A 21,568-nucleotide genomic window follows, 5' to 3' on the forward strand; every position below is an offset into this window, starting at 1 on the left:
TGAGTGAGGCCATCGGCGCCCCGGTCTCGCTCACGGTTTCCAGCACCCATGCCGTTCTCAGCATGCCGGATGGTCTGATCGAAAAAGCGCGCGCGGCGATTGCCACAGTCAGCCCCACGCTTCGGATCATGAGCCGGGGCAGCGCGCTCGAGATTTACAAGGAGGTCGGATTGCCCAAAGATGTGGCAGCGCGCTTTGAGATTGGGCAGATGTCAGGCAGCCACGGCATCGGCCACACCCGCATGGCGACGGAATCGGCCGTGACGACAATGGGCGCGCATCCGTTTTCGACCGGGCCGGATCAATGCCTGGTGCACAACGGTTCGCTGTCCAACCACAACAGCCTGCGCCGCAAGCTGCGCCGCGAGGGCATGAACATCGAGACCGAAAACGACACCGAGGTTGGCGCCGCCTACCTGAGCTGGAAAATGCAGACCGGCAGCACCCTCGGTGAGGCGCTTGAAAGCTCGCTTGACGATCTTGACGGCTTTTTCACCTTCGTTGTCGGTACCAAGGACGGCTTTGGCGTTGTCCGCGACCCGATTGCCTGCAAGCCTGCGGTCATGGCCGAAACCGATCAATACGTGGCCTTTGGCAGTGAATACCGTGCCCTTGTGAACCTTCCGGGTATCGAGGACGCCCGCGTCTGGGAGCCCGAACCCGCAACCGTCTATTTCTGGAGTCATTAAGATGCAGACATTTGACCTTGAGGCGCAGGGATTGCGTGCGCTGAACGAAACATTGCACGCACAGGCCGCGAATACCAATCAGACCGCCTGGGAAATTGTCAACGCCAAGGGCAGCCACGCGATTGCTGTCGGTCTTGATGCGCCGATCGAAGTGACGGTCAAGGGATCGACCGGCTATTACTGTGGCGGCATGAATAAGCAGGCCACCATCAACGTGCATGGATCGGCCGGGCCGGGTGTCGGCGAAAACATGATGTCCGGCACCATCGTCGTCGAAGGCGACGCCAGCCAATATGCCGGGGCGACCGGACATGGCGGGCTTTTGGTGATCAAGGGCAATGCGTCATCGCGCTGTGGCATTTCAATGAAGGGCATCGACATCGTTGTGCATGGCAACATCGGCCATATGTCCGCCTTCATGGCGCAATCGGGCAACCTCGTGGTGCTTGGCGATGCTGGCGACGCGCTTGGCGATAGCTGTTACGAGGCGCATCTTTTCGTGCGCGGCAAGGTCAAAAGCCTTGGCGCCGACTGTGAGAAAAAAGAGATGCGGCCAGAGCATATCGAGATCCTGAAAGATCTTCTTGCCCGCGCCGGTGCCGATGCCAAGCCCGAAGAATTCACGCGCTACGGCTCTGCACGTAACTTGTATAATTTCGACGTCGATAACGCGTCGGCCTACTGAGGATATGTCAATGAACAAACACACATCAAAAGGCATTCCGCAAACCACACCGCGCCAGTCGGCGACCTTTTCGCAGGACGTGAACAGCGATATCCGCCGCGCGGCGGCCACCGGCATCTATGACATCCGCGGGGGCGGCGCAAAACGCAAGGTGCCGCATTTCGACGACCTGCTGTTCATGGGCGCGTCAATCTCTCGCTATCCGCTGGAAGGGTATCGCGAGAAATGCGATACCAAGGTCACGCTTGGCACCCGCTTTGCCAAAAAGCCGATCGAGCTTGATATTCCGATCACCATTGCCGGGATGAGCTTCGGCGCGCTGTCCGGCCCTGCCAAAGAGGCGCTTGGCCGGGGCGCGAATGCGGCTGGTACCTCGACCACCACGGGCGACGGCGGCATGACCCCGGAAGAGCGCGGGCATTCCTCCAAGCTTGTCTATCAATACCTGCCGTCGCGCTATGGCATGAACCCGGATGATCTGCGCAAGGCGGATGCCATTGAAATCGTCGTTGGCCAGGGCGCCAAGCCCGGTGGCGGCGGCATGCTGCTTGGCCAGAAGATCAGCGACCGCGTGGCCGAGATGCGCAACCTGCCCAAGGGCATCGACCAGCGCTCTGCCTGTCGTCATCCCGACTGGACCGGGCCGGACGATCTTGAAATCAAGATCCTGGAGTTGCGCGAAATCACCGGCTGGCAGGTGCCGATCTATGTCAAGATCGCCGGTGCGCGGCCCTATTTCGACACCACGCTTGCGGTCAAGGCGGGCGCCGATGTGATCGTTCTTGACGGCATGCAGGGCGGCACGGCGGCGACGCAGGACGTGTTCATCGAACATGTCGGCCAGCCCACGCTGGCCTGTATCCGCCCCGCCGTTCAGGCACTTCAGGACATGGGCATGCACCGCGAGGTCCAGCTTGTGATTTCGGGCGGTATCCGCTCGGGTGCCGATGTGGCCAAGGCCCTGGCGCTTGGCGCGGACGCGGTTGCCATCGGCACCGCAGCCCTTATCGCGCTTGGCGACAACGATCCCAAATGGGAAAGCGAATACAACAAGCTTGGCACCACCTCGGGCGCCTATGACGACTGGCACGAAGGTCTTGATCCGGCTGGCATCACTACGCAGGACCCCGAGCTTATGGCGCGCTTCGATCCCATTGAAGGGGGGCGGCGGTTGAAAAACTATCTCAAGGTGATGACGCTTGAGGCGCAGACCATCGCGCGTGCCTGTGGCAAGAACCACCTTCACAACCTCGAGCCAGAGGATCTTGTCGCCCTCACGATGGAGGCCGCCGCAATGGCACAGGTTCCACTTGCGGGCACCAACTGGTATCCCGGCAAGGGCGGGTTCTAAGACAACACACTGCGCCCGCCCGCAGCGGGCGCAGATTTCACAAAACCAACAACAGGGACAAGGAAAGACGGACATGACAACCGATCTGGCTGCCTTCGCCAAGAAAAACGACATCAAATATTTCATGATTTCATTCACCGACCTTTTTGGCGGTCAGCGGGCGAAACTCGTGCCGGCGCAGGCCATTGCGGGCATGCAGGAGGATGGCGCCGGATTTGCCGGTTTTGCCACCTATCTTGACCTGACGCCGGCGCATCCGGACATGCTTGCCGTGCCCGACCCCTCGTCGGTGATCCAGTTGCCGTGGAACCGCGAAGTCGCTTGGGTTGCCGCCGATTGCATCATGGAAGGTCAGGATGTCGAACAGGCGCCGCGCAACGTGCTGCGCCGTCTGATCGCCGAGGCGGCGCAAGAGGGGCTTCACGTCAAGACCGGCATCGAGGCCGAGTTCTTCTTGCTGACCCCGGACGGGCGGGAATTGTCCGACCCCTTCGATACGGCGGCCAAACCCTGTTACGATCAGCAGGCGGTGATGCGGCGCTATGACGTGGTGCGCGAAATCTGTGATTACATGCTCGAAATGGGCTGGAATCCCTATCAGAACGACCACGAAGACGCCAACGGTCAATTCGAGATGAACTGGGATTTCGACGATGCGCTTGTCACCGCCGACAAGCATTCGTTTTTCAAGTTCATGACCAAATCCGTTGCCGAAAAACACGGCTATCGGGCGACCTTCATGCCAAAGCCTGTCGAGGGTCTGACAGGGAACGGCTGTCATGCGCATATTTCGGTCTGGGATGCCCCCGGCGCCATGGCGAAAACCAACGTATTTGCCGGGGCCAAGGATGACACGCCAACCGGCGAGTTGGGCCTGTCCGAACAGGGCAAGCATTTCCTGGGCGGCATAATGAAACATGCCAGTGCCCTTGCGGCGATCACCAACCCGACCGTCAACAGCTATAAGCGGATCAACGCGCCGCGCACGATTTCGGGGGCCACCTGGGCACCCAACACCGTGACCTGGACCGGCAACAACCGCACCCATATGGTGCGCGTCCCCGGCCCCGGCCGGTTCGAGCTGCGCCTGCCGGACGGGGCGGTGAACCCCTATCTGTTGCAGGCGATCATCATTGCGGCCGGGCTTAGCGGGATCAGGTCAAAGGCCGATCCGGGCAAACGCTGGGATATCGACATGTATGCCGAAGGTCACAAGGTGACGGGCGCGCCCAAGCTTCCGCTCAACATGCTGGACGCCTTGCGCGCCTATGATGAAGATGCCGAACTAAAGGCCACGATGGGCGCCGAGTTTTCAGCCGCCTATCTGAAGATGAAGCATCAGGAATGGAACGAGTTCTGCACCCATTTCAGCGAATGGGAGCGTAGCAACACGCTTGATATCTGACGGCCGGGTGGCCAGCGAACGCACGACGGCCCCGCGCAAATCCGCCGGGGCCGTTTGTGTGTGGTTGGGCCGGGGGCCGTAATGGCGCGTGTTTTCAGGCGGTGCCGCCGCCCGCTCTGAGCGTTTGCGACGGCGATACTCCCCAATCCTCAAGATCATTGACCAGCAACAAGGCGACCCGCCGGAAGGTCTGGCGCAACTTGTCGATCTCGGACCCGTGCAACCCGTTCATCGCAAGCGCCTTATCCATGCAGATCAGCCAGTTTTCGGCGTCTTGCTCTGAGATCGGCACATGGGCATGCATGAGCTTGACGTTCATGTGCCCGTGCTTTTCCTCGAAATAGCGACGCCCGCCAAGAAATCCGGACAGGAAATCGAACTGTGCGCCGCGCACATGATCCAGACCATGCCCGCGCAGGTGCAACCGCCGGATATTGCGCCCTTCGGGGATCGTTTCGATCAGATCATAAAAGTCATTCACCAGCTTGGACAGCATGTCCTCGCCGCCGATGGCGTCAATCATTCGCTTTGTCATCTACGGACCCCGATATGTTCACAACGGTGCGCGCGTCCACTTGCGAGAATAGCGGCGCATCCTCGTTGCGTAAACTTTATTTACCTGAAAGAATAATCGAAATGTGCCGCAACGGCGCGCACCTGATTGCGGAAGGCAGGGAAATGTCATTGATATTGGGACTTTATGCTGCCGGTGCCTGGGCTTTTCACGATCTTTTCGTGCGCCAGATGACACAGAAGCTGGCGATTGTGCCGATGCTGTTCACTGTGCTGTTGCTTGGCACTGTCCTGCTTGCGCCCGTTGCCGCGCTTGGAACGGGTTGGGCCGCGATGACCCTGCCCGCCTATGGGATCGCGGTGGGCGCGGGCGCGGCGTTTGCTGTCGCAAGCCTGTGCCTCTATCTCGCCTTCTCCATCGGGCCGGTCAAACTCGTGGCGCCGATCATCGGGGCTTATCCGGTATTGTCGGTGGGTTGGGCTGCGGTGAATGGCACAGCGATTTCGGGCCTGCAATGGGGTGCGGTCCTGGGCATTGTCGGGGGTGTGGCCCTGGTGGCAACCCTGTCGGACGCGTCAGGGGGCAGCGACCGCAAAATCCGCGCCATCGTGTTTTCAATCCTGACAGGGGCGTGTTTCGCGGCCACCTTTGCCACCTCTCAGGCGGCGGTCCGCCTTGGGGCGGACCTTCCGGTTATCTTCGTGGCGCACGTGACGGCGACCGTTCTTATCGGGGTGATGCTGATCGTCGGGCGCCGCCCCTGGACGATGTCGGCCAGGATCTGGGGCACCCTGGCCGTGCTCGGGTTTCTGGATGCCTCGGCGCTTGCGCTGGTCACGATGGCGGGATCTTTGCCGAACCCCGAATTCGCGGCTGTTGCCTCGTCCTTGTTCGGGATGCTGACGGTCATCCTTGCCCGGATTTTCCTGAATGAACCGATGACCCGCCCGCAATGGATTGCGGTTGTGGTGGTCTTTGGCGGGATCGGTCTTCTCGGGTCCTAGGCCCCGGCCTTCAGGCGTTGGCCTGAAGCACAAAGAGCTTGCGGATATGGCTGTGAATGGTCCACTCGCCTTTCCAGCCAGCGGGCAGGACCAGAAGATCACCCGGCCCGATATCGCGCGCGCCGCTGCCGTCATGGTTTCTGACCGTCGCGCGGCCCGAGATGATGTGACAGAATTCGGCGACCGTACTGCGATCGGCGGTGAAATCGCCGGGGGTGCATTCCCAGACGCCGATCTTGGTCAGCCTGTCCTTCGAGGTCCAGAGCGGTGCCGAGGCCTCAAGCTGGCCTTCGGTCAGGGTGGTCGGCTTCGGAGCAAAGTTTTCCACCGGAAGGGCGGCGAGGTCTTTGAAGGTCTCAAGGCTTATCATGCTGGTGCATCCTTTGTGTGTCAGGGTTTCAGAGCGAATATGACGCCCCCTCTATATCGCCCGCCCAGCCCCACATGGCGAGCATCGGTTCGGTGCGGGTGATCATGCTGTGAGGCTGTAGCGACGTGTGATGGACAAAGCCGCCCGGCGCGCGGGGGGCATGCGGTTGATCCCCCGCCGCCCAATGCGCCGTGCCGCCGAGGATAAGGTAAAGCTCTTCGGCGGCGTGACGGTGGCGGGGATAATGAAACCCCTCGCGCTGGATCAACAATCCGAACCTCAGGCGGGAATGGGGGAACATGGCGTTAGGGCCGATAATTTCGGTTACCGCAAGTTTTTGTTCGGTCCCTGGTGCCAGCTTGCCGAACCCCGCACAGCGCCAGTGCAGATCACCCGCGCAGGCGATCAGAAGCGCGGCCAGGTCATCCTGTGATGCCGACAGAAGGTCGGGCAGGACCGAACAGGCCGGAAGTGTGGCACCGGGCAAGGCGGGTGGCGCGGATTGCGTGATCTTCAGGGCGCCGCTGATCTGGCGGGCGATGTCGCTGTCATGGGCGGCAAACCTGTCGCCTGCGGCGTGCAGAAAGGCATTGAGGCGGTGTGGTGCTGACACGGGAAGAGGCCCTTTATGGATGCGTGGCGGTCAATTGATGAATTTCCGGAGTCCGGCGCGGATACGGCTCAGGATTTCATCGGCGGCCTGTCCAAGCGGCTGGCCCTTGGCGGTGATCACGGCCAGACTGTTGTCGATGCGCGGCGTGAAGGGCCGCCAGACGACACCGTCATGCAGGTCGATCTTGCCATTGATCGGGTCAAGGATGGCAACGCCGTTACCCTCTGCCACCAGATTGCGGGCTATGGCAAAGTAATAGGCGCTTGTGTTGCGCGCGACGACGGTGTCGGTTTCGGCCAGCAGGGCGTCGAGCTGACGGTCGATCATGTGATCGCCGGTGATGATGCTGATCACTGATCGCCCGACAAGCGATTGCGGGTGTATCGTGTCAAGCGCCGCCAGCGGATCATCCTTGTGCATGGTACAGACGCATTCAAAATCGAAAATCTCGGCATCAAGGCCGGCGACGGGCACCGGCGGATCAATCAGGCCGATGTCGATGTGGTGGCTCGCCACCCAGGATGCGATCTGGCGCGAGGAATGCACTTTGATTTCGACCCGGATATTGGGGTGGTCGCGCTGGAACGGCGCCAGAAGCTTGGGGAGAAAGTTGACCGCCAGCACCCCGTTCGTGGCAATGCTGACGGCGCCGGTCTGACCCGAATGGATGTCCTGCGCCAGTTTCTCGATCTGCGATATCGCCCGAAGGCCCTGGGCGACCTTGTCGTGCAGCAGCATGGCTTCTTTGGTGGGGGCGAAAAAGCCGCGTTCGCGATGAAACAGGCGAAAGCCGAGTTCGGCCTCGAAATTGCTCAGGGCGATGCTGACGGCAGGTTGCGTCAGGTTCAGCCGCTCCGCCGCGCGCGACACAGAGCCAGCGTCGAGCAGCGCATTGAAAACCTCAAGATGGCGCATCTTCAACGTCATGCGGTCGATCCATTTTGCATAAAGAAATCGAATACTTAGATAACGAATATTAAATTGATTAAATCAAATCCTATTCCTATCGTCAATCAGCAAGCGCAACGGATCCTGAGGGTTGGGGACACACGACATGACGGGGCACACAAATATGATGCCGGATTGCAAGGACAGCTCTTATTGGCTGGACGGCGTACCGTTGCCCCCCACCCTGCCCGGCACGCCGTTGAAATTCGTGGATGTGGCGATTATCGGCTCTGGCTATACCGGCATGCATGCGGCGATTGAAACGGCGCGCGCAGGGCGGTCCACCATGGTGCTTGACGCAGAGGATCCCGGCTGGGGGTGCAGCACGCGCAATGGCGGACAGATCAGCACAAGCATCAAGCCCTCGCTTGAAAAGCTCAGCGCAAAATATGGCCCCGAGCGTGCAAGGGCGATCCGCAAGGAAGGCGAAACCGCGCTTGAGTGGATCGAAGAGTTTGTCACCGCCGAGGGTATAGATTGTGATTTTCGCCGTAACGGGCGCTATCACGCCGCCCATACGCCGCAGCATTATGACGAGATTGCCCGCGACGCCGAGAGGCTGCGCAAACAAGAGGGCATCGAGGCCCATCCGGTCCCGCGCGCCGAGCAGCGTGGCGAACTTGGCTCTGATGTTTATCATGGCGGGGTTGTCTTTGTGCGCCATGCTTCGATCAACCCGGCGAAATATCACCGTGGCCTTTTGTCATTGGCAATGGCGGCGGGTGTGCATGTGGTGGGCAATTGCGCGGTCACGGCGCTCCGGCGCGAGGCCGGGGGATTTGTCCTTGTCACCGCCAAGGGCGAAGTGCGCGCGCGCGATGTGATCGTGGCGACCAATGGCTATACCACCGGGCTTACGCCGTGGATGCAACGGCGGGTCATTCCGATCGGCAGCTATGTGATCGCCACCGAGCCCCTGCCCAAGGATGTGATGGACGAACTGTTCCCGACCGACCGCATCGCAAGCGATACCTGCAAGGTGGTTTATTATTACCGTGCCTCCCCGGATCGTCAACGCGTGCTATTCGGCGGGCGGGTCTCGGCGAATGAGACCGATACCACCGTCAGCGGGCCGAAACTCTTTGCCGATATGTGTCGGATCTTTCCACAGCTTGAACCCTATAAGGTCACCCATTCATGGATGGGCCGGGTTGCCTATACCTTTGACGAGCTGGCCCATACCGGTGTGCATGACGGGGTGCATTACGCCATGGGCTATTGCGGGTCAGGGGTGTCGATGGCGGGATATCTGGGCCGACGCCTGGGCCAGAAGGTGCTTGGGCTGGCCGAGGGCAAGACCGCGTTTGACGGGCTGAACAATCCGACACGGCCGTTTTACACCGGCAACCCGTGGTTCCTGCCTGCGGTGGTGGCATGGTATCGCCGGACCGACCGCAAGCAGCGCGAGCGCGCGGAGGTCGTGCAATAGATCGAGACAACCGGATGGACAAGGCGCCGACCCGTCCGGACATAAAACAGGCGGCACAGGCTTTCCAAAGAGGAAGCGCAACACTGGCAACACGGAGGATAGACATGAACAGAACATTAGGTCTTACATTGGCGGCATCCCTGCTTGGGACCGTCGCATTGGCCCAGGACAAGACGGTGACCATCGCGTCTTGGGGTGGCTCTTATCAGGAAGCGCAGAGCAAGGCCCTGTTTGAACCGGCGGCCGCAAATACCGGCATCGAGGTGAAACAGGAAACCTATGGCGGCATGTCCGACGTGCGCCTTCAGGTCTCTACCGGGGCGGTTTCGCTTGATATCGTCGCAAGCGGCTCGGGCTCTGCGGCCCGTGCCGGCGCGGAAGGTTTGCTTGAGCCGCTGGATTATTCGGTGATTGACGTCTCAAGCTTTTATCCCACGCTGAAATCCGAATATTGCGTCGGTGGCGATGTGTTCTCGACGGTTTATGCCTGGAACACTGCAACCTATGGCGATGCGGGCCCGCAAAGCTGGGCGGATTTCTTCGACACCACCAAGTTCCCCGGCAAACGCGCCTATCGCAACAAGGTGGCCGGTGCGCTTGAACCGGCGCTGATGGCCGACGGGGTTGCGCCCGAGGATGTCTATTCGGTGCTTGATTCCGAAGAGGGTATCGAACGTGCGATTGACAAGATCCGCGAACTGAAGCCGAACATTGACGTGTTCTGGTCCTCTGGCGCGCAGCACGCGCAGCTTATGAAGGACGGCGAGGTCGATATGACCACCGGCTGGAACGGTCGCTTTGACAACGCGGCCAAGGATGGCGGCAAGGTGAAGTACAGCTTTAATCAGGCGCTGCTGGATTACGACTGTTTTGCCATTCCCAAGGGCGCGCCGAATAAGGATACGGCAATGGAATTCCTCGCCGAGATTTCCAAGGCCGAGTATCAGGACGACCTGCCGAAATACATCACCTATGGCCCGACCAACAAGGCCGCTTATAGCACCGGTGAAATCAGTGCCGAGGTCGCCGCCGGTCTGCCGTCGTCGCCTGAGAACGCAGCGATGCAATTGCCGGTCTCGCTTGAGTGGTATGCCAAGTGGGAAACCATCGCCGACGAGATGTATCAGGAAATGCTGACCGAGTAGGCCCCGGTTTGCCGGACCGATATGCTGCGGGTCGCAGATGGGCCCGCAGCGCGGAATTGAAGGACAAAGATTTGACGCAAGATACGATCAGCGCCCTGCCGATCACCGTTCGCAATGTAACCAAGACTTATGGCGCGGTGCATGCGCTTGATAATGTCTCTCTGGATGTGAAAAGCGGTGAATTTCTGACCCTGCTTGGGCCGTCGGGCTCTGGCAAGACCACTCTTCTGATGGTGCTGGCCGGGTTCACCCGCCCCGACACCGGCAGCCTTAAATTCGGTGAGGCCGAGGTGATCCGCACCGCGCCGCATCTGCGTGATGTTGGCATGGTATTTCAGAACTATGCCCTGTTTCCGCATATGACCGTGGCGGGCAATGTCGGCTATCCGCTGCGCCTGCGCCGTGTGCCGAAACCCGAGGCCGCCGCCCGGATCGAGCGTGCGTTGGAAACGGTGCAGCTTGGCGGATATGGCGAGCGGCGGATTGATCAGCTGTCGGGTGGGCAAAAGCAGCGTGTCGCCCTGGCGCGCTCTATCGTGTTCGAACCGCGTATTCTGTTGATGGACGAGCCGCTTTCGGCGCTCGACAAAAAACTGCGCGACCGGATGCAGATCGAATTGCGCCATCTGCACGAAAAGCTTGGCATGACCACGGTCTACGTGACACACGATCAGCGCGAGGCGCTGACCATGTCGGACCGGATCGCGGTGGTCAATCACGGCAAGATCATGCAGCTTGCCACCCCGCAACAGCTTTATGATCTTCCGGCGAACCGCTTTGTTGCGGATTTCATCGGCGATTCAACGTTCATCCCGGTCACGCGGTCGGGTGATCAGGTGGTCTATGGCGATACCGCACTTGAATACACGGGCGCCCTTCCCGATACCGCGACGCTTGTCCTGATGGTGCGCCCTGAACGCTTGCGGCTTGTGCCGCAGGGGGCCACGGAGGGCAGCAACCTGTTTCAGGGCACCGCGTCCGAGGTGGTCTATCAGGGTGACAGTTACCTGATGTATGCAACCCTTGCCGATGGCACAGAGATCAGCCTGCGCGGCGCCATACGGGGCGGTACGGTATCGAACCTTCCGAAGGTCGGCGATCCGGTGACCCTTGCGCTTGATCCCGCAGACACTGTTTTGATCGACGGCGGACAGACCTGAGATGGTTGCGCTGGATAGCAACCGCGAAGGCCTGCGCCGTGATGGACGCCTTGAACGGCTCAGGCTGTTCGGGCTGAGCTCGCCTGCCCTGCTGATGGTTCTGGTGGTTCTGGTCATTCCGGTCGGCTGGCTGTTTTACGTGTCCTTCGTCGGTGCGGACGGGCAGTTTTCGCTTGAGAATTACGAGCGGATGATCAAGCGAAAATCCTATGCGCGGATTTTCGTGACCACCTTTCAGGTCAGCCTTTTGACCACTGGGCTTTGCATCATGATCGGCTATCCGCTGGCCTATTTCCTGTCACAGCTTCCAAACCGCCTTGCCAACCTGTTGATGATCACGGTTCTGCTGCCGTTCTGGACCTCGCTTTTGGTGCGCACCTATGCCTGGCTTGTGTTGCTGCAAAAGAAAGGGCTTGTGAACGATTGGGCGATCTCGCTTGGTCTCTGGGACGAGCCGGTCAAGATCGTCCACAATATGACCGGCACCCTGATCGGGATGGTTCATATCATGCTGCCGTTCCTGATCCTGCCGGTCTATAACGCGATGAAGGCGATTGATAAGGATTACCTCAAGGCCGCCTCGAACCTTGGGGCAAGCCCGCACCGCGCGTTCTGGACGGTGTTCTTTCCGCTTTCGACGCCGGGGCTGTTTGCCGGTTCGCTGATGGTCTTTGTGCTTTGCCTTGGATTTTTCGTCACCCCGGCGGTGCTTGGCGGCGGCAAGGTGATCATGGTGTCGATGAAGATCGTGTCCAACATCGAATTGTTCGTGAACTGGGGCGCGGCAAGTGCGCTTGGCGTCGTGTTGCTGGTGATCACCATGGTGATCCTCTGGGTCGCCTCGCGCTTTGTCAATCTGGCGGCGATGACCGGAGGGGGGCACTGATGCTGAACTGGCTCAAACGCCCCGCCTCCGAGACGCAGATCACCCATGGTCAGCGGCTTTGGCTATACGTCTTTGCCACCGTCGTGATGCTGTTGCTGGTGACGCCGACATTGATCGTCATTCCGATGTCGTTCTCGGATTCCCAGTATTTGGAGTTCCCGCCCGAGACATGGTCGCTTCGGTGGTACAAAAGCTATTTCAACTCGCCCGAATGGATGAATGCCACCTTTACCTCGCTCAAGGCGGCGTTCCTCACGATGCTGGTGGCTACGCCTGTGGGTGTGATAGCCGCCTATGGGTTGCACACATCGCGGGTCGCCTGGGTGCGCCTCGCCTTCATGCTTTTGATCACGCCGATGATGGTGCCGGTGGTTCTGGTGGCGATTGGCGCATTCTATGTCTTCGTCAAGCTTAACCTGCTCTATTCGCTGACCGGGCTTGTGCTGGCCCATAGCATTCTTGCGTTGCCGCTGGTCCTGATCGTCACCGGGTCGGCGCTCAAGAGTTATGACATGAACCAGGAACTTGCCGCGCGCAGCCTTGGTGCGGCGCGCTGGAAGGCTTTTGTGACGATTACCCTCCCGCAGATCCGCTTTGCAGTGGTCACCGCCGCCTTGCTGGCATTTCTGACCTCGTTTGACGAGGTGGTGATTGCGATGTTCATCTCTGGCGGCGACAATCCGACCCTGACACGCAACATGTTCAACGCCCTGCGCGATCAGATCGACCCGACGATTGCGGCGATTTCGACCATCATGATCGGGGTGACCACTTTGATGATGATACTGGCGCAGATCTTTGGCCGTGGCTCTGGCGGCAAGTGACAGTGAAGGACCTGGCATGAAACTGAAATCTATCGAGACCTTCACCAATCAGGCGGTCGGCTTTGTCCGGGTTACTGCCGAGGATGGCGCGCAGGGATGGGGGCAGGTTTCGACCTATCATTCCGACATCACCTGCCAGGTGCTGCACCGTCAGGTCGCACCGTGGATGCTGGGGCAGGATACCACCGATCTTGATGACCTTCTCGATATCGTCACCGAGCGCGAGCACAAGTTTCCCGGCTCTTACCTGCGCCGGGCGATGGCGGGGGTTGATACCGCGATCTGGGATCTGCGCGGCAAGCAGGTGGGCAAACCGGTGGCCGAGCTTCTGGGCGGCACGCCCGGTCTTATCCGCGCCTATGCCAGCTCGATGAAGCGCGACATCACCCCGGCGGACGAGGCGACGCGCCTCAAGCATCTGCGCGACACTCAGGGCTTTGATGCCTTCAAGGTGCGCGCGGGCGCCGAGGTTGGCCGCAATGTCGACGAATGGCCCGGTCGCACCGAAGAGATCATCCCGACCATGCGTCGCGAGCTTGGCGATAACGTCGACCTGCTGATTGACGCCAATAGCTGTTACTCGCCCGAGCGCGCGATCGAGGTCGGCCATATCCTTCAGGATCACGGGTTCTGTCACTATGAAGAACCCTGTCCCTATTGGGAGCTTGAGCAGACGAAGCAGGTCGCCGACGCGCTCGACATCGACGTGACGGGTGGCGAACAGGATTGCGACCTGCCCACGTGGAAGCGGATGATCGACATGCGCGCGGTCGATATCGTCCAGCCCGATATCCTCTATCTCGGGGGCATCAGCCGCACGCTTCGGGTCGTGGAAATGGCCCGCGCCGCCGGTTTGCCGGTTACGCCGCATTGTGCGAACTGGTCGCTGGTCACCCTTTTCACGATGCACCTGTTGCGCGCCATTCCGAATGCGGGCAAATACCTTGAATTCTCGATCGAGGGCGCCGATTACTACCCGTGGCAGGACGGTCTTTTCGCAGAGTCCCCCTACACAATCGAGGATGGTCACGCCCGTGTCACCGATGCCCCCGGCTGGGGCGTCGAAATCAATCCCGAGTGGCTGGCAAAATCGACCTATCAGGTCAGCGACCTGTCCTGACGCGCGCCGCCTCAGACCGAGACAAGGCCCATCAACGTATCGCGGTCCATCGCCTCTTTGGGGGCATTGGCCACCACCGCGCCGCGTTTGAGGACAACGAACTGATCCGCCAGATCAAAGGCGAAGTCGAAATATTGTTCCACAAGGACGATCGCCATGTCGCCGCGCTCGCGTAACAGGCGGATCACATCGCCGATATGCTGGATGATATTGGGCTGAATTCCCTCGGTCGGTTCGTCCAGAAGCAACAGTTTGGGGCGCGTGATCAGGGCGCGGGCAATCGCCAGTTGCTGTTGCTGCCCGCCCGAAAGATCACCACCGCGCCGCTGTCGCATGTCCTTGAGGACGGGAAACAGGTCATAGATTTCGTCAGGCACGTGATGCTCTGACTTGGGCAGGCAGGAAAACCCGGTCCTGAGGTTTTCCAGCACGCTCATCAGCGGAAATATATCCCGCCCTTGCGGCACATAGCCAACCCCCATCCGCGCGAGCTGATGGGCGGGCAGACGACCTAGCTGCGCACCGTCAAGGGATACCTCGCCGCCCGAGCGCGGATGCGCCCCGGCAACCGCGCGCAACAGGCTTGTCTTGCCAACGCCATTGGTGCCCATCACACAGGTCACCGCCCCCGCCTGCGCCGCCATCGACACCCCGTTGAGGATTTGCGATTTGCCGTAATGCAGGGTCAGGTTTTCAACAGTCAGCATGCTTCAGCGCCCCAGATAGACATCAATGACCTCTTGATTTTTGGTGACATGATCCAGCGAGCCTTCGGCCAGAACCGCGCCCTCGTGCAATACCGTGACCTTGCAGTTCAGGCGGCGCACGAATTCCATGTCATGCTCGACCACCACTACCGCGCGGGTTTTGGCCGCCTCGACAAGGATCGCCGTGGTTTTTTCACGCTCTGCCGGGGTCATGCCGGCGGCGGGCTCATCGACGAGCAACAGGCGCGGCTCCTGTGCCAGAAGCATGCCGATCTCGAGCCATTGTTTCTGTCCATGACTAAGCTCACCCGACACCCTCAACAGCGAGTCCGTCAAACCGATTTCCCCGGCAAGTTCCGCGACCCTTTCAAGGTCGGCGGCGCTTGGGCGAAAGAACAGCACCGCCAGTGGCCCGCGATCCTTGCGCAGCGCCATGAGCAGGTTTTCCTGCACGGTCTGATCCTCGAACACGGTGGGTTTCTGAAACTTCCGGCCAATGCCCGCCTGCGCGATCCTGGCCTCTGACATCCCGATCAGCGAGAGGTTCTTTTCGCCCCAGCTTATGTGCCCGCTGTCGGGTCTGGTCTTGCCGGTAACGATATCCATGAAGGTGGTCTTGCCCGCGCCATTCGGCCCGATCACGGCGCGTAATTCGGCATTGCCGATCTGAAAGGTCAGGTTGTTGATGGCGCGAAAGCCGTCAAAACTGACCGAGACGCCGGAGACTTCGAGAAGGGTGCTCATGTGTTGCCTCCGCGCTTCTTGCCCCGCATCAGAAGATCGACAAGGCCACCCATGCCCGAGGGCGCGAACAGGGTCACCAGCACAAAGCTCAACCCCAGCAGGATAAGCCACCAGTCGACCCATTGGATGGTGTAAAAGCCGAGATTGATATCGGGCGCCTGCCCGCCGGTGAACCAGCTTGAAACGAGGCTGACAAAGGCCGCGCCGATCACCGCGCCGTAAAGTCGCCCGCGCCCGCCGATGGCAACCCAGACCGCTAGGTAGATCGACGCGATCGGGGCCACTTCTGCGGGGTTGATGATGCCCGCCTGCGGGTAATAAAGCGCGCCCGCGATGCCGGAAAGACAGGCCGTCAGGGTAAAGACCGCCAGCTTGTAGCTTTCGACCGAATAGCCAAGGAACCGCACCCGCGCCTCGTTGTCGCGGATGCCGCGAATGACCGAGCCGAACTTGCCCGATACCACCCAGGCCACAAGCAGATAGCCAAGCGCAAGCGCAAGGGCCGAGGCCCAGAAGAACCACATCGAGACGACCGATTGCGGCGCGCTCACGCCGGGCAGGTTTTGAAGGCCGGAAAGCCCGTTATTGCCACGCAGGCCGCTGGCGTTCTGAAACAGGTAAAGCGACAGGCCAAGCGTCATCGCCTGTGTCAGGATTGACAGGTAAACCCCGGTCACGCGGCTTCGGAAGGCAAGCCAGCCAAAGACAAGCGCCAGGATCCCTGGCACGAGCACGACCAATGCAAGCTGGATCACAAGGCTGTCGGCAAAGGCCCAGATCAGCGGGAAATCGGCGCTTCCGACAACGCCGAAAATCTGGCCTGCGATGCCGGTCTCGATCTCTTCGGGGGTTGGTGGCAGCACCCCTTCGGAGAGCGATGAGACCACGATCTGGCGGGTGCGCTCATACATGAGCCACATGCCGATCATATAGCCGCCAAGCCCGAAGAAGGCGAAATGGCCAAGCGACAGGATGCCCGCATAGCCCCAGATCAGATCCATCGCCACCGCGATCAGGCAAAGGCAAAGCGTTTTGCCAAGGGTTTTTACAAAGCTGGTCGAGACAAGGCCGATGCCAAAGCCCTCTGACAGGACGCTGACCACGAGAGTGAAGAGCGCCAGCAGCGCCAGAAACACAAGGACCGATGGGTTGCGGGCAATGAAGGAACGGTTCATGGCGCTAATCCCCCGCCGCCCGGCCCCTGAGCGCGATGATGCCGCGCGGCCGGAATTGAATGAAGATGATGATGAAAACGATCATATAGGTCTGCGCGGCAAGGGTGTTCGACGGGTTCAGCCATTCAACCCCCTTCTGAAAGCCGCCGATCATCAGGGCCCCCGCCAGCGTACCCCAGATATTGCCGACCCCACCGACCACAACGGTCATAAAGCTTTGTACGATGTAATCGCCGCCCATCTCCGAGGTGACCTTGGCAAAAAGCCCGATCGCCACGCCGGCAATGCCCGCGATCCCCGAGCCAAGCCCGAATGTCAGCATGTTCACCCGGTCCGGGTTGATCCCCATGCCCGCCGCCATGCGCGGGTTCTGGGTGACGGCGCGGGTTTCAAGGCCAAGCCGCGTGCGCTTCATGATGAACACGAACAGCCCCATGAACATAAGCGCGAGCACGAAGATTGCGATGCGGATATAGCTGATGGAGACCACGTCATTGATCACCCATGCCCCGTCAAGCCAGGATGGCGCGGTCAGCGGTCGGGCCTGCGTGCCAAAGATGTTCTTTGCCAACTGCTGTAGCGCGATAGAGACACCGAAGGTGGCCAGAAGGGTTTCAAGCGGGCGGTGATACAGCCAGCGGATCACCAGCCGCTCAAGCGCGACCCCGGCGGCAAAGGTGACCGCAAAGGCCAGCGGCACGGCCACGAGGATCGAGGCGGTGTGGTTGGGCACGAATTGTTGCACCACATAGCCGGTATAGGCCCCCATCATGATGAATTCGCCATGGGCCATGTTGATCACGCCCATCACCCCAAAGGTGATGGCGAGGCCGATGGCGGCCAAAAAATAGATCGAGGCGAGCGACAGCGCATCAAGCCCGAGGTCGATTGCCTGACTGGCCACAACGCGCGATTGCGATTTGGCAAGGGCGGCTTCGGCGGCCTCGGTCACCTGTTGCGAGGGCTCATGGTAGATCGAAAAGAACTGATGATTGGCAAGGCTTGCGTCGATATCGGGGGGGTGGACAAGGAGGGGCACAAGACCCTTGGCGGCGAGCGCGCCGTAAGCGGCGTCGCGCGCGGTCTCGGTGTCAAGTTTTGCGATTGGCGTGCCCGCGATGCGCCCGCTTTCGATATGCGCTTCCAGGCCCGCGTCACGCGCATCCGGCGTTAGAACGGGTTGCGCCTTATCTGCCTCGACCAAAAGCGCATAGGCGGCATCACGCGAAAGCGCGGCCTCACCGGGCACAAGCGTGGCGGCGATATTGCCCTCGGGCGTCACGCCCGCATCGGCGACCACGATCCGCGTGGTCAGGATCGGGTTCAGTGTGGCGCGAAAATCCACCCCAAGATCGCCCGCCATTGCCGTGATTGCCGCAACCCGCGCAGCGGTGTCGGTGTCATAGGACATGGTCATCAACCGCTCCAGTCGCAGTTTGCGCGCCAATAGCGTCGGGTCTTTCTCAGAGGGAATTGCCGCACGCAGCGGCCCAAGCAGGCCTGCTTCAGGGTTGCGGGCGATGGAATCAAGCGCCTCGCCGCGTCGGGCCATATCGGGATCAGAAAGCTGGAACCTGACCAGGGCGGTGGCAATCATTGCGCGAATGCCGCTATTGGGTTTGATCTGTGCGAGGGCATCCTTGGGATAGGTGCCAATGACGGCACCGCTTTCGAAATCCGTCAGCTCATAAGAACCGTCAGCGGTCTTGTGGGCGGCAAAGAAAAAGCCATCCTCAAGCCGTTGCCACATGTCCTTGGCCTGCCATGCCTCAAGCACGCTCTGCATCTGGGCAAGCCCGCTATCGGCAATCGCGTCAATAGCCGGACCGATGGTACGACGCGAGCTTTGCTCGATCAGCGCGCGTTGGCTTTGCAGAATGTCCTGTACCGTCTGGGCCTGTGCGGTGCCGCCATGGCACAGAAACAGCGCGCTCAGCACCGTGAGAAGCATGGTCTTCATATTGGAATTCCGGGGCGTAAGGGAAAGAGGGGGCACAGCCGCGCCCCCTCGGTGATCAGACGATCAGTAGTTTGACAAAAGCTGCACGCAGCTTGCGGTTTCGGTGTTGTACATCCCGCAGCCGAGGTCTTTCCAATCAGACTTGAGAACCGCCGACGCCGGTAGGTAATCGGTCCAGGCATCGCCGGGCACTTCGGTGGTCTGGCTGATGATGTCGAACTGGCCGTCGGCAGTGATCTCGCCGATCAGCACCGGCTTGGACAGGTGATGGTTGGGCAGCATCACGGCGGTTCCACCGGTCAGGTTGGGAAATTCCTGGCCATACATGGCGGCGCGCACGGCATCGACATCGGCGCTCTTGGCGGCAGTGACGGCGTTCACCCACATGTTGAAGCCGATGTAATGTGCTTCCATCGGGTCGTTGGTCACGCGCTCTTCGCCCATGCGGGCCTTCCATGCGGCTATCCATTCTGCATTGGCGGGCGTATCGGCAGACTGGAAATAGTTCCAGGCCGCGAGGTGACCGACGAGGTTGCTTGTATCAAGCCCCGAAAGTTCCTCTTCGCCAACGGAAAATGCCACCACCGGGATATCATCGGCGCTGACACCTGCGGCGGCGAGTTCCTTGTAAAAGCCGATGTTGGCGTCACCGTTGATCGTGCTGATCACGCCGACCCGTTTGCCATCGGCGCCAAGGGCAACCACATCCGCCACGATCTTGGACCAGTCGGCATGACCGAAGGGCGTGTAGTTCACAAAGATATCCTCGGCGGCGATGCCTTTGGATTGCAGATAGGATTCAAGAATATTGTTGGTGGTGCGGGGATAAACATAATCGGTGCCAAGCAGTGCGAATTTCTCGATGCCAAGCTCTTCGAGAAAATAGTCGGTCGCCGGAATCGCCTGTTGGTTCGGCGCGGCGCCGGTATAGAATACGTTCTTCGAGCTTTCCTCGCCCTCATATTGCACCGGGTAGAACAGCAGGCCGTTCAGTTCCTCGATCACCGGCAGAACCGATTTGCGGCTGACGCTGGTCCAGTTTCCAAAGATCACGTCGACATCATGCACGGTCAAAAGCTCGCGCGCCTTTTCCGCGAACAGCGGCCAATCCGAGGCCGGATCGACGACCACCGCCTCAAGCTTACAACCTATCACGCCACCTTTTTCGTTCTGCTGCTCTACGAGCATCAGCATGGTGTCTTTCAGGGTGGTTTCGGAAATGGCCATTGTGCCCGAGAGCGAGTGCAGAACACCCACTTTGATCGTGCAATCCTGCGCCATCGCTGGCAGCGCGGCCCCCATTGACAGGGCGGCGGCAAGGGCAAGCGTCTTCGTTTTCATATTGCGTTCTCCAGGCAGGGAAAGCGGGTTGCGCCTTGCCTCTGACGGGCCTGCGCCGTACCGTTTCCCCGCAACCAAGTGTTGCGATCCGTGTGGCGGCCGGCGCGAGGTCCAATTCGACTGGTCGTCACACACCCCCAATCTTCAAAATGGCCGAGTCGGCCTGAGGGGATGGCACATCGTTGTGCGATCGCGGCGGTTTGGAAAATCGCCAAGGTGTTTCAGGCAATCCATTCCGGCCAAATGCCTAAATCATGGGCGCATACGGGCGTTGCTGATTATATTTTCATCACGGGCGTCATCCTTTGCCGGTTTTGGCGCGCATTTATTGCCGTATCGCGCGGGGATGTGGTGACTCGGGTGCGAACACAATGCTGTTGCGGGGGCGATCATTCACCATTCAGTTTCATTTCCTGCGGGCCCCTCTGCCCTGCTTCAGCCGCGTGCGATTGGCGCGGCCTCGATCGCGGTGCGCGCCGATAAGGCAGGTGTGACGCGGCTTGCGGACCTGCGGCAATCGGGGTCGCTCAAGCTGGTCTTGCCACGGACATACGGTGTCGGCGTCGAGGCCATTATCGTGAATACCGCCGGCGGCATCACCGGCGGCGACCGCTATGACATCGCGGCGCTTGTGGGCGAAGGCACAAGCCTGACCCTCACGACACAGGCGGCAGAGCGCGCCTATCGTGCGCAGGCCAGCGAGGTGGGGCGCGTCGCCACGACCCTCACCGTCGAGGCCGATGCGCGGCTGTACTGGCTGCCGCAGGAAATGATCCTGTTCGAGCGCTCGGCGCTGCGCCGCCGCCTCTCTATTGATCTTGCGGTCGGCGCGCGGCTTTTGATGGTCGAGCCGCTGGTCTTTGGGCGCGCGGCCATGCGTGAGGATCTGCGCGACATAAACTTTCAGGATCGCATTGAAATCACACGGGGCGGCGTCCCTCTCTATCTGGATGGCATGACGCTGGCCGGTGATGCCACCACCCATCTCGCCCGCCCCGCCATCGCGGGTGGGGCCGGGGCAATGGCGAGCCTTGTCCTTGTCGCCCCCGATGCCGGGACCCACCTTGGCCCGCTGCGCGCGATGCTGCCTGCCACCGCCGGGGTCAGCATGATTGCCGACGATGTTCTGGTCCTGCGCCTTTTGGCGCGCGACAGCTTTGAAATGCGCACCACCCTCGTTCCGGTTCTGGACCGCCTGAGCCAGGACGGTTTGCCAACGTCATGGAGACTTTGACACATGCAACTTACCCCGCGTGAAAAAGACAAACTGCTGATTGCAATGGCCGCCGAGGTGGCACGCAAACGCCTATCGCGAGGCGTCAAGCTTAACCATCCCGAGGCGATTGCCCTGATTACCGATGCGGTGGTCGAGGGCGCGCGCGATGGCCGGTCTGTTGCCGACATGATGCAGGCCGGTGGCCACGTCATCACCCGCGATCAATGCATGGAAGGCATCGCCGAGATGATCCACGAGGTTCAGGTCGAGGCGACCTTTCCT

General features: G+C 60.5%; 22 protein-coding genes. 13 read left to right on the forward strand and 9 right to left on the reverse strand.

Features of this window, described 5'->3' with window-relative positions; all coding sequences use genetic code 11:
- From QZ522_RS09560 to glnT, 4 genes are all read left to right on the forward strand, one after another.
- Window positions 1–689, forward strand: a 689-nt coding sequence (locus QZ522_RS09560; protein WP_294610357.1) for a glutamine amidotransferase family protein, incomplete at its 5' end; no start/stop codon positions are given.
- Window position 690: 1 nt separating this feature from the next.
- On the forward strand, window positions 691–1,374 hold the full coding sequence (locus QZ522_RS09565) for a GXGXG domain-containing protein (protein ID WP_294610360.1): 684 nt from the start codon (window positions 691–693) through the stop codon (window positions 1,372–1,374).
- A 10-nt stretch (window positions 1,375–1,384) separates the two neighbouring features.
- The gene (locus tag QZ522_RS09570; protein WP_294610363.1) at window positions 1,385–2,725 is read left to right on the forward strand and encodes an FMN-binding glutamate synthase family protein; all 1,341 of its coding nucleotides are present in this window, start codon (window positions 1,385–1,387) and stop codon (window positions 2,723–2,725) included.
- Between the two features lie 73 nt (window positions 2,726–2,798).
- Complete coding sequence (gene glnT / locus QZ522_RS09575; protein WP_294610365.1) at window positions 2,799–4,130, forward strand: type III glutamate--ammonia ligase; 1,332 nt, start codon at window positions 2,799–2,801, stop codon at window positions 4,128–4,130.
- 94 nt (window positions 4,131–4,224) lie between these two features.
- On the opposite strand, the gene QZ522_RS09580 is transcribed toward glnT, so the two are convergent.
- Window positions 4,225–4,665 carry a group II truncated hemoglobin gene (locus QZ522_RS09580; protein WP_294610368.1) on the reverse strand — a complete coding sequence of 147 codons (441 nt, stop codon included), beginning with the start codon at window positions 4,663–4,665 and terminating at the stop codon, window positions 4,225–4,227.
- A 143-nt stretch (window positions 4,666–4,808) separates the two neighbouring features.
- Here QZ522_RS09580 and QZ522_RS09585 point away from each other — a divergent pair, with 143 nt between their 5' ends.
- Complete coding sequence (locus QZ522_RS09585; RefSeq protein ID WP_294610371.1) at window positions 4,809–5,648, forward strand: DMT family transporter; 840 nt, start codon at window positions 4,809–4,811, stop codon at window positions 5,646–5,648.
- A gap of 10 nt (window positions 5,649–5,658) precedes the next feature.
- On the opposite strand, the gene QZ522_RS09590 is transcribed toward QZ522_RS09585, so the two are convergent.
- The 3 genes from QZ522_RS09590 to QZ522_RS09600 are packed head-to-tail and all read right to left on the reverse strand — an operon-like array spanning window position 5,659 to window position 7,558.
- Window positions 5,659–6,018 carry a cupin domain-containing protein gene (locus QZ522_RS09590; RefSeq protein ID WP_294610374.1) on the reverse strand — a complete coding sequence of 120 codons (360 nt, stop codon included), beginning with the start codon at window positions 6,016–6,018 and terminating at the stop codon, window positions 5,659–5,661.
- A gap of 28 nt (window positions 6,019–6,046) precedes the next feature.
- Window positions 6,047–6,631 carry a dimethylsulfonioproprionate lyase family protein gene (locus QZ522_RS09595; RefSeq protein ID WP_294610377.1) on the reverse strand — a complete coding sequence of 195 codons (585 nt, stop codon included), beginning with the start codon at window positions 6,629–6,631 and terminating at the stop codon, window positions 6,047–6,049.
- A 30-nt stretch (window positions 6,632–6,661) separates the two neighbouring features.
- Complete coding sequence (locus tag QZ522_RS09600; RefSeq protein ID WP_294610380.1) at window positions 6,662–7,558, reverse strand: LysR substrate-binding domain-containing protein; 897 nt, start codon at window positions 7,556–7,558, stop codon at window positions 6,662–6,664.
- Window positions 7,559–7,685: 127 nt separating this feature from the next.
- On the opposite strand from QZ522_RS09600, the gene QZ522_RS09605 reads away from it, so the two are divergent.
- The 6 genes from QZ522_RS09605 (at window position 7,686) to QZ522_RS09630 (ending at window position 14,143) form a co-directional block, all read left to right on the forward strand.
- Entirely contained in the window at window positions 7,686–9,008 is a 1,323-nt protein-coding gene (locus tag QZ522_RS09605) for an FAD-binding oxidoreductase (protein ID WP_294610383.1), read from the forward strand.
- 104 nt (window positions 9,009–9,112) lie between these two features.
- Window positions 9,113–10,153, forward strand: coding sequence for an ABC transporter substrate-binding protein (locus tag QZ522_RS09610; protein WP_294610386.1), 1,041 nt, complete (start codon window positions 9,113–9,115; stop codon window positions 10,151–10,153).
- 71 nt (window positions 10,154–10,224) lie between these two features.
- Window positions 10,225–11,313 (forward strand): ABC transporter ATP-binding protein, encoded by a 1,089-nt coding sequence (locus tag QZ522_RS09615; protein WP_294610389.1) that lies wholly within the window; start codon window positions 10,225–10,227, stop codon window positions 11,311–11,313.
- Window position 11,314: 1 nt separating this feature from the next.
- Window positions 11,315–12,199 carry an ABC transporter permease gene (locus tag QZ522_RS09620; RefSeq protein WP_294610392.1) on the forward strand — a complete coding sequence of 295 codons (885 nt, stop codon included), beginning with the start codon at window positions 11,315–11,317 and terminating at the stop codon, window positions 12,197–12,199.
- Entirely contained in the window at window positions 12,199–13,023 is an 825-nt protein-coding gene (locus tag QZ522_RS09625) for an ABC transporter permease (RefSeq protein WP_294610395.1), read from the forward strand. Before QZ522_RS09620 ends, QZ522_RS09625 begins: the two co-directional genes overlap by 1 nt.
- A 16-nt stretch (window positions 13,024–13,039) precedes the next feature.
- Entirely contained in the window at window positions 13,040–14,143 is a 1,104-nt protein-coding gene (locus QZ522_RS09630) for a mandelate racemase/muconate lactonizing enzyme family protein (RefSeq protein WP_294610398.1), read from the forward strand.
- An 11-nt stretch (window positions 14,144–14,154) separates the two neighbouring features.
- Here QZ522_RS09630 and urtE read toward each other — a convergent pair whose 3' ends face one another.
- The 5 genes from urtE to urtA all read right to left on the reverse strand — a co-directional run bounded on the left by urtE (window position 14,155) and on the right by urtA (window position 20,070).
- Window positions 14,155–14,850, reverse strand: coding sequence for an urea ABC transporter ATP-binding subunit UrtE (urtE, locus tag QZ522_RS09635; protein WP_294610401.1), 696 nt, complete (start codon window positions 14,848–14,850; stop codon window positions 14,155–14,157).
- Between the two features lie 3 nt (window positions 14,851–14,853).
- Window positions 14,854–15,594 carry an urea ABC transporter ATP-binding protein UrtD gene (gene urtD / locus QZ522_RS09640; protein ID WP_294610404.1) on the reverse strand — a complete coding sequence of 247 codons (741 nt, stop codon included), beginning with the start codon at window positions 15,592–15,594 and terminating at the stop codon, window positions 14,854–14,856.
- On the reverse strand, window positions 15,591–16,769 hold the full coding sequence (urtC, locus tag QZ522_RS09645) for an urea ABC transporter permease subunit UrtC (protein WP_294610407.1): 1,179 nt from the start codon (window positions 16,767–16,769) through the stop codon (window positions 15,591–15,593). Before urtC ends, urtD begins: the two co-directional genes overlap by 4 nt.
- A gap of 4 nt (window positions 16,770–16,773) precedes the next feature.
- Window positions 16,774–18,729 (reverse strand): urea ABC transporter permease subunit UrtB, encoded by a 1,956-nt coding sequence (gene urtB, locus QZ522_RS09650; protein WP_294610410.1) that lies wholly within the window; start codon window positions 18,727–18,729, stop codon window positions 16,774–16,776.
- Between the two features lie 63 nt (window positions 18,730–18,792).
- Entirely contained in the window at window positions 18,793–20,070 is a 1,278-nt protein-coding gene (urtA, locus tag QZ522_RS09655) for an urea ABC transporter substrate-binding protein (RefSeq protein ID WP_294610413.1), read from the reverse strand.
- A 469-nt stretch (window positions 20,071–20,539) separates the two neighbouring features.
- Here urtA and QZ522_RS09660 point away from each other — a divergent pair, with 469 nt between their 5' ends.
- Both QZ522_RS09660 and QZ522_RS09665 read left to right on the forward strand, forming a co-directional pair.
- Window positions 20,540–21,304 (forward strand): urease accessory protein UreD, encoded by a 765-nt coding sequence (locus QZ522_RS09660; RefSeq protein WP_294610416.1) that lies wholly within the window; start codon window positions 20,540–20,542, stop codon window positions 21,302–21,304.
- Window positions 21,305–21,307: 3 nt separating this feature from the next.
- Window positions 21,308–21,568 (forward strand): urease subunit gamma (locus QZ522_RS09665; protein WP_294610419.1); only part of this gene is annotated, 261 nt, incomplete at its 3' end.

The organism is uncultured Roseovarius sp. (genome assembly GCF_913054395.1).
Lineage (GTDB): Bacteria > Pseudomonadota > Alphaproteobacteria > Rhodobacterales > Rhodobacteraceae > Roseovarius.

Bases quoted from the DNA above. Each gene is read 5' to 3' on its own strand.
- QZ522_RS09565 (WP_294610360.1), top strand. From the start codon at position 691: ATGCAGACATTTGACCTTGAGGCGCAGGGATTGCGTGCGCTGAACGAA.
- QZ522_RS09570 (WP_294610363.1), top strand. From the start codon at position 1,385: ATGAACAAACACACATCAAAAGGCATTCCGCAAACCACACCGCGCCAG.
- glnT (WP_294610365.1), top strand. From the start codon at position 2,799: ATGACAACCGATCTGGCTGCCTTCGCCAAGAAAAACGACATCAAATAT.
- QZ522_RS09580 (WP_294610368.1), bottom strand. From the start codon at position 4,665: ATGACAAAGCGAATGATTGACGCCATCGGCGGCGAGGACATGCTGTCC.
- QZ522_RS09585 (WP_294610371.1), top strand. From the start codon at position 4,809: ATGTCATTGATATTGGGACTTTATGCTGCCGGTGCCTGGGCTTTTCAC.
- QZ522_RS09590 (WP_294610374.1), bottom strand. From the start codon at position 6,018: ATGATAAGCCTTGAGACCTTCAAAGACCTCGCCGCCCTTCCGGTGGAA.
- QZ522_RS09600 (WP_294610380.1), bottom strand. From the start codon at position 7,558: ATGACGTTGAAGATGCGCCATCTTGAGGTTTTCAATGCGCTGCTCGAC.
- QZ522_RS09605 (WP_294610383.1), top strand. From the start codon at position 7,686: ATGACGGGGCACACAAATATGATGCCGGATTGCAAGGACAGCTCTTAT.
- QZ522_RS09610 (WP_294610386.1), top strand. From the start codon at position 9,113: ATGAACAGAACATTAGGTCTTACATTGGCGGCATCCCTGCTTGGGACC.
- QZ522_RS09620 (WP_294610392.1), top strand. From the start codon at position 11,315: ATGGTTGCGCTGGATAGCAACCGCGAAGGCCTGCGCCGTGATGGACGC.
- QZ522_RS09625 (WP_294610395.1), top strand. From the start codon at position 12,199: ATGCTGAACTGGCTCAAACGCCCCGCCTCCGAGACGCAGATCACCCAT.
- QZ522_RS09630 (WP_294610398.1), top strand. From the start codon at position 13,040: ATGAAACTGAAATCTATCGAGACCTTCACCAATCAGGCGGTCGGCTTT.
- urtE (WP_294610401.1), bottom strand. From the start codon at position 14,850: ATGCTGACTGTTGAAAACCTGACCCTGCATTACGGCAAATCGCAAATC.
- urtD (WP_294610404.1), bottom strand. From the start codon at position 15,594: ATGAGCACCCTTCTCGAAGTCTCCGGCGTCTCGGTCAGTTTTGACGGC.
- urtC (WP_294610407.1), bottom strand. From the start codon at position 16,769: ATGAACCGTTCCTTCATTGCCCGCAACCCATCGGTCCTTGTGTTTCTG.
- urtB (WP_294610410.1), bottom strand. From the start codon at position 18,729: ATGAAGACCATGCTTCTCACGGTGCTGAGCGCGCTGTTTCTGTGCCAT.
- urtA (WP_294610413.1), bottom strand. From the start codon at position 20,070: ATGAAAACGAAGACGCTTGCCCTTGCCGCCGCCCTGTCAATGGGGGCC.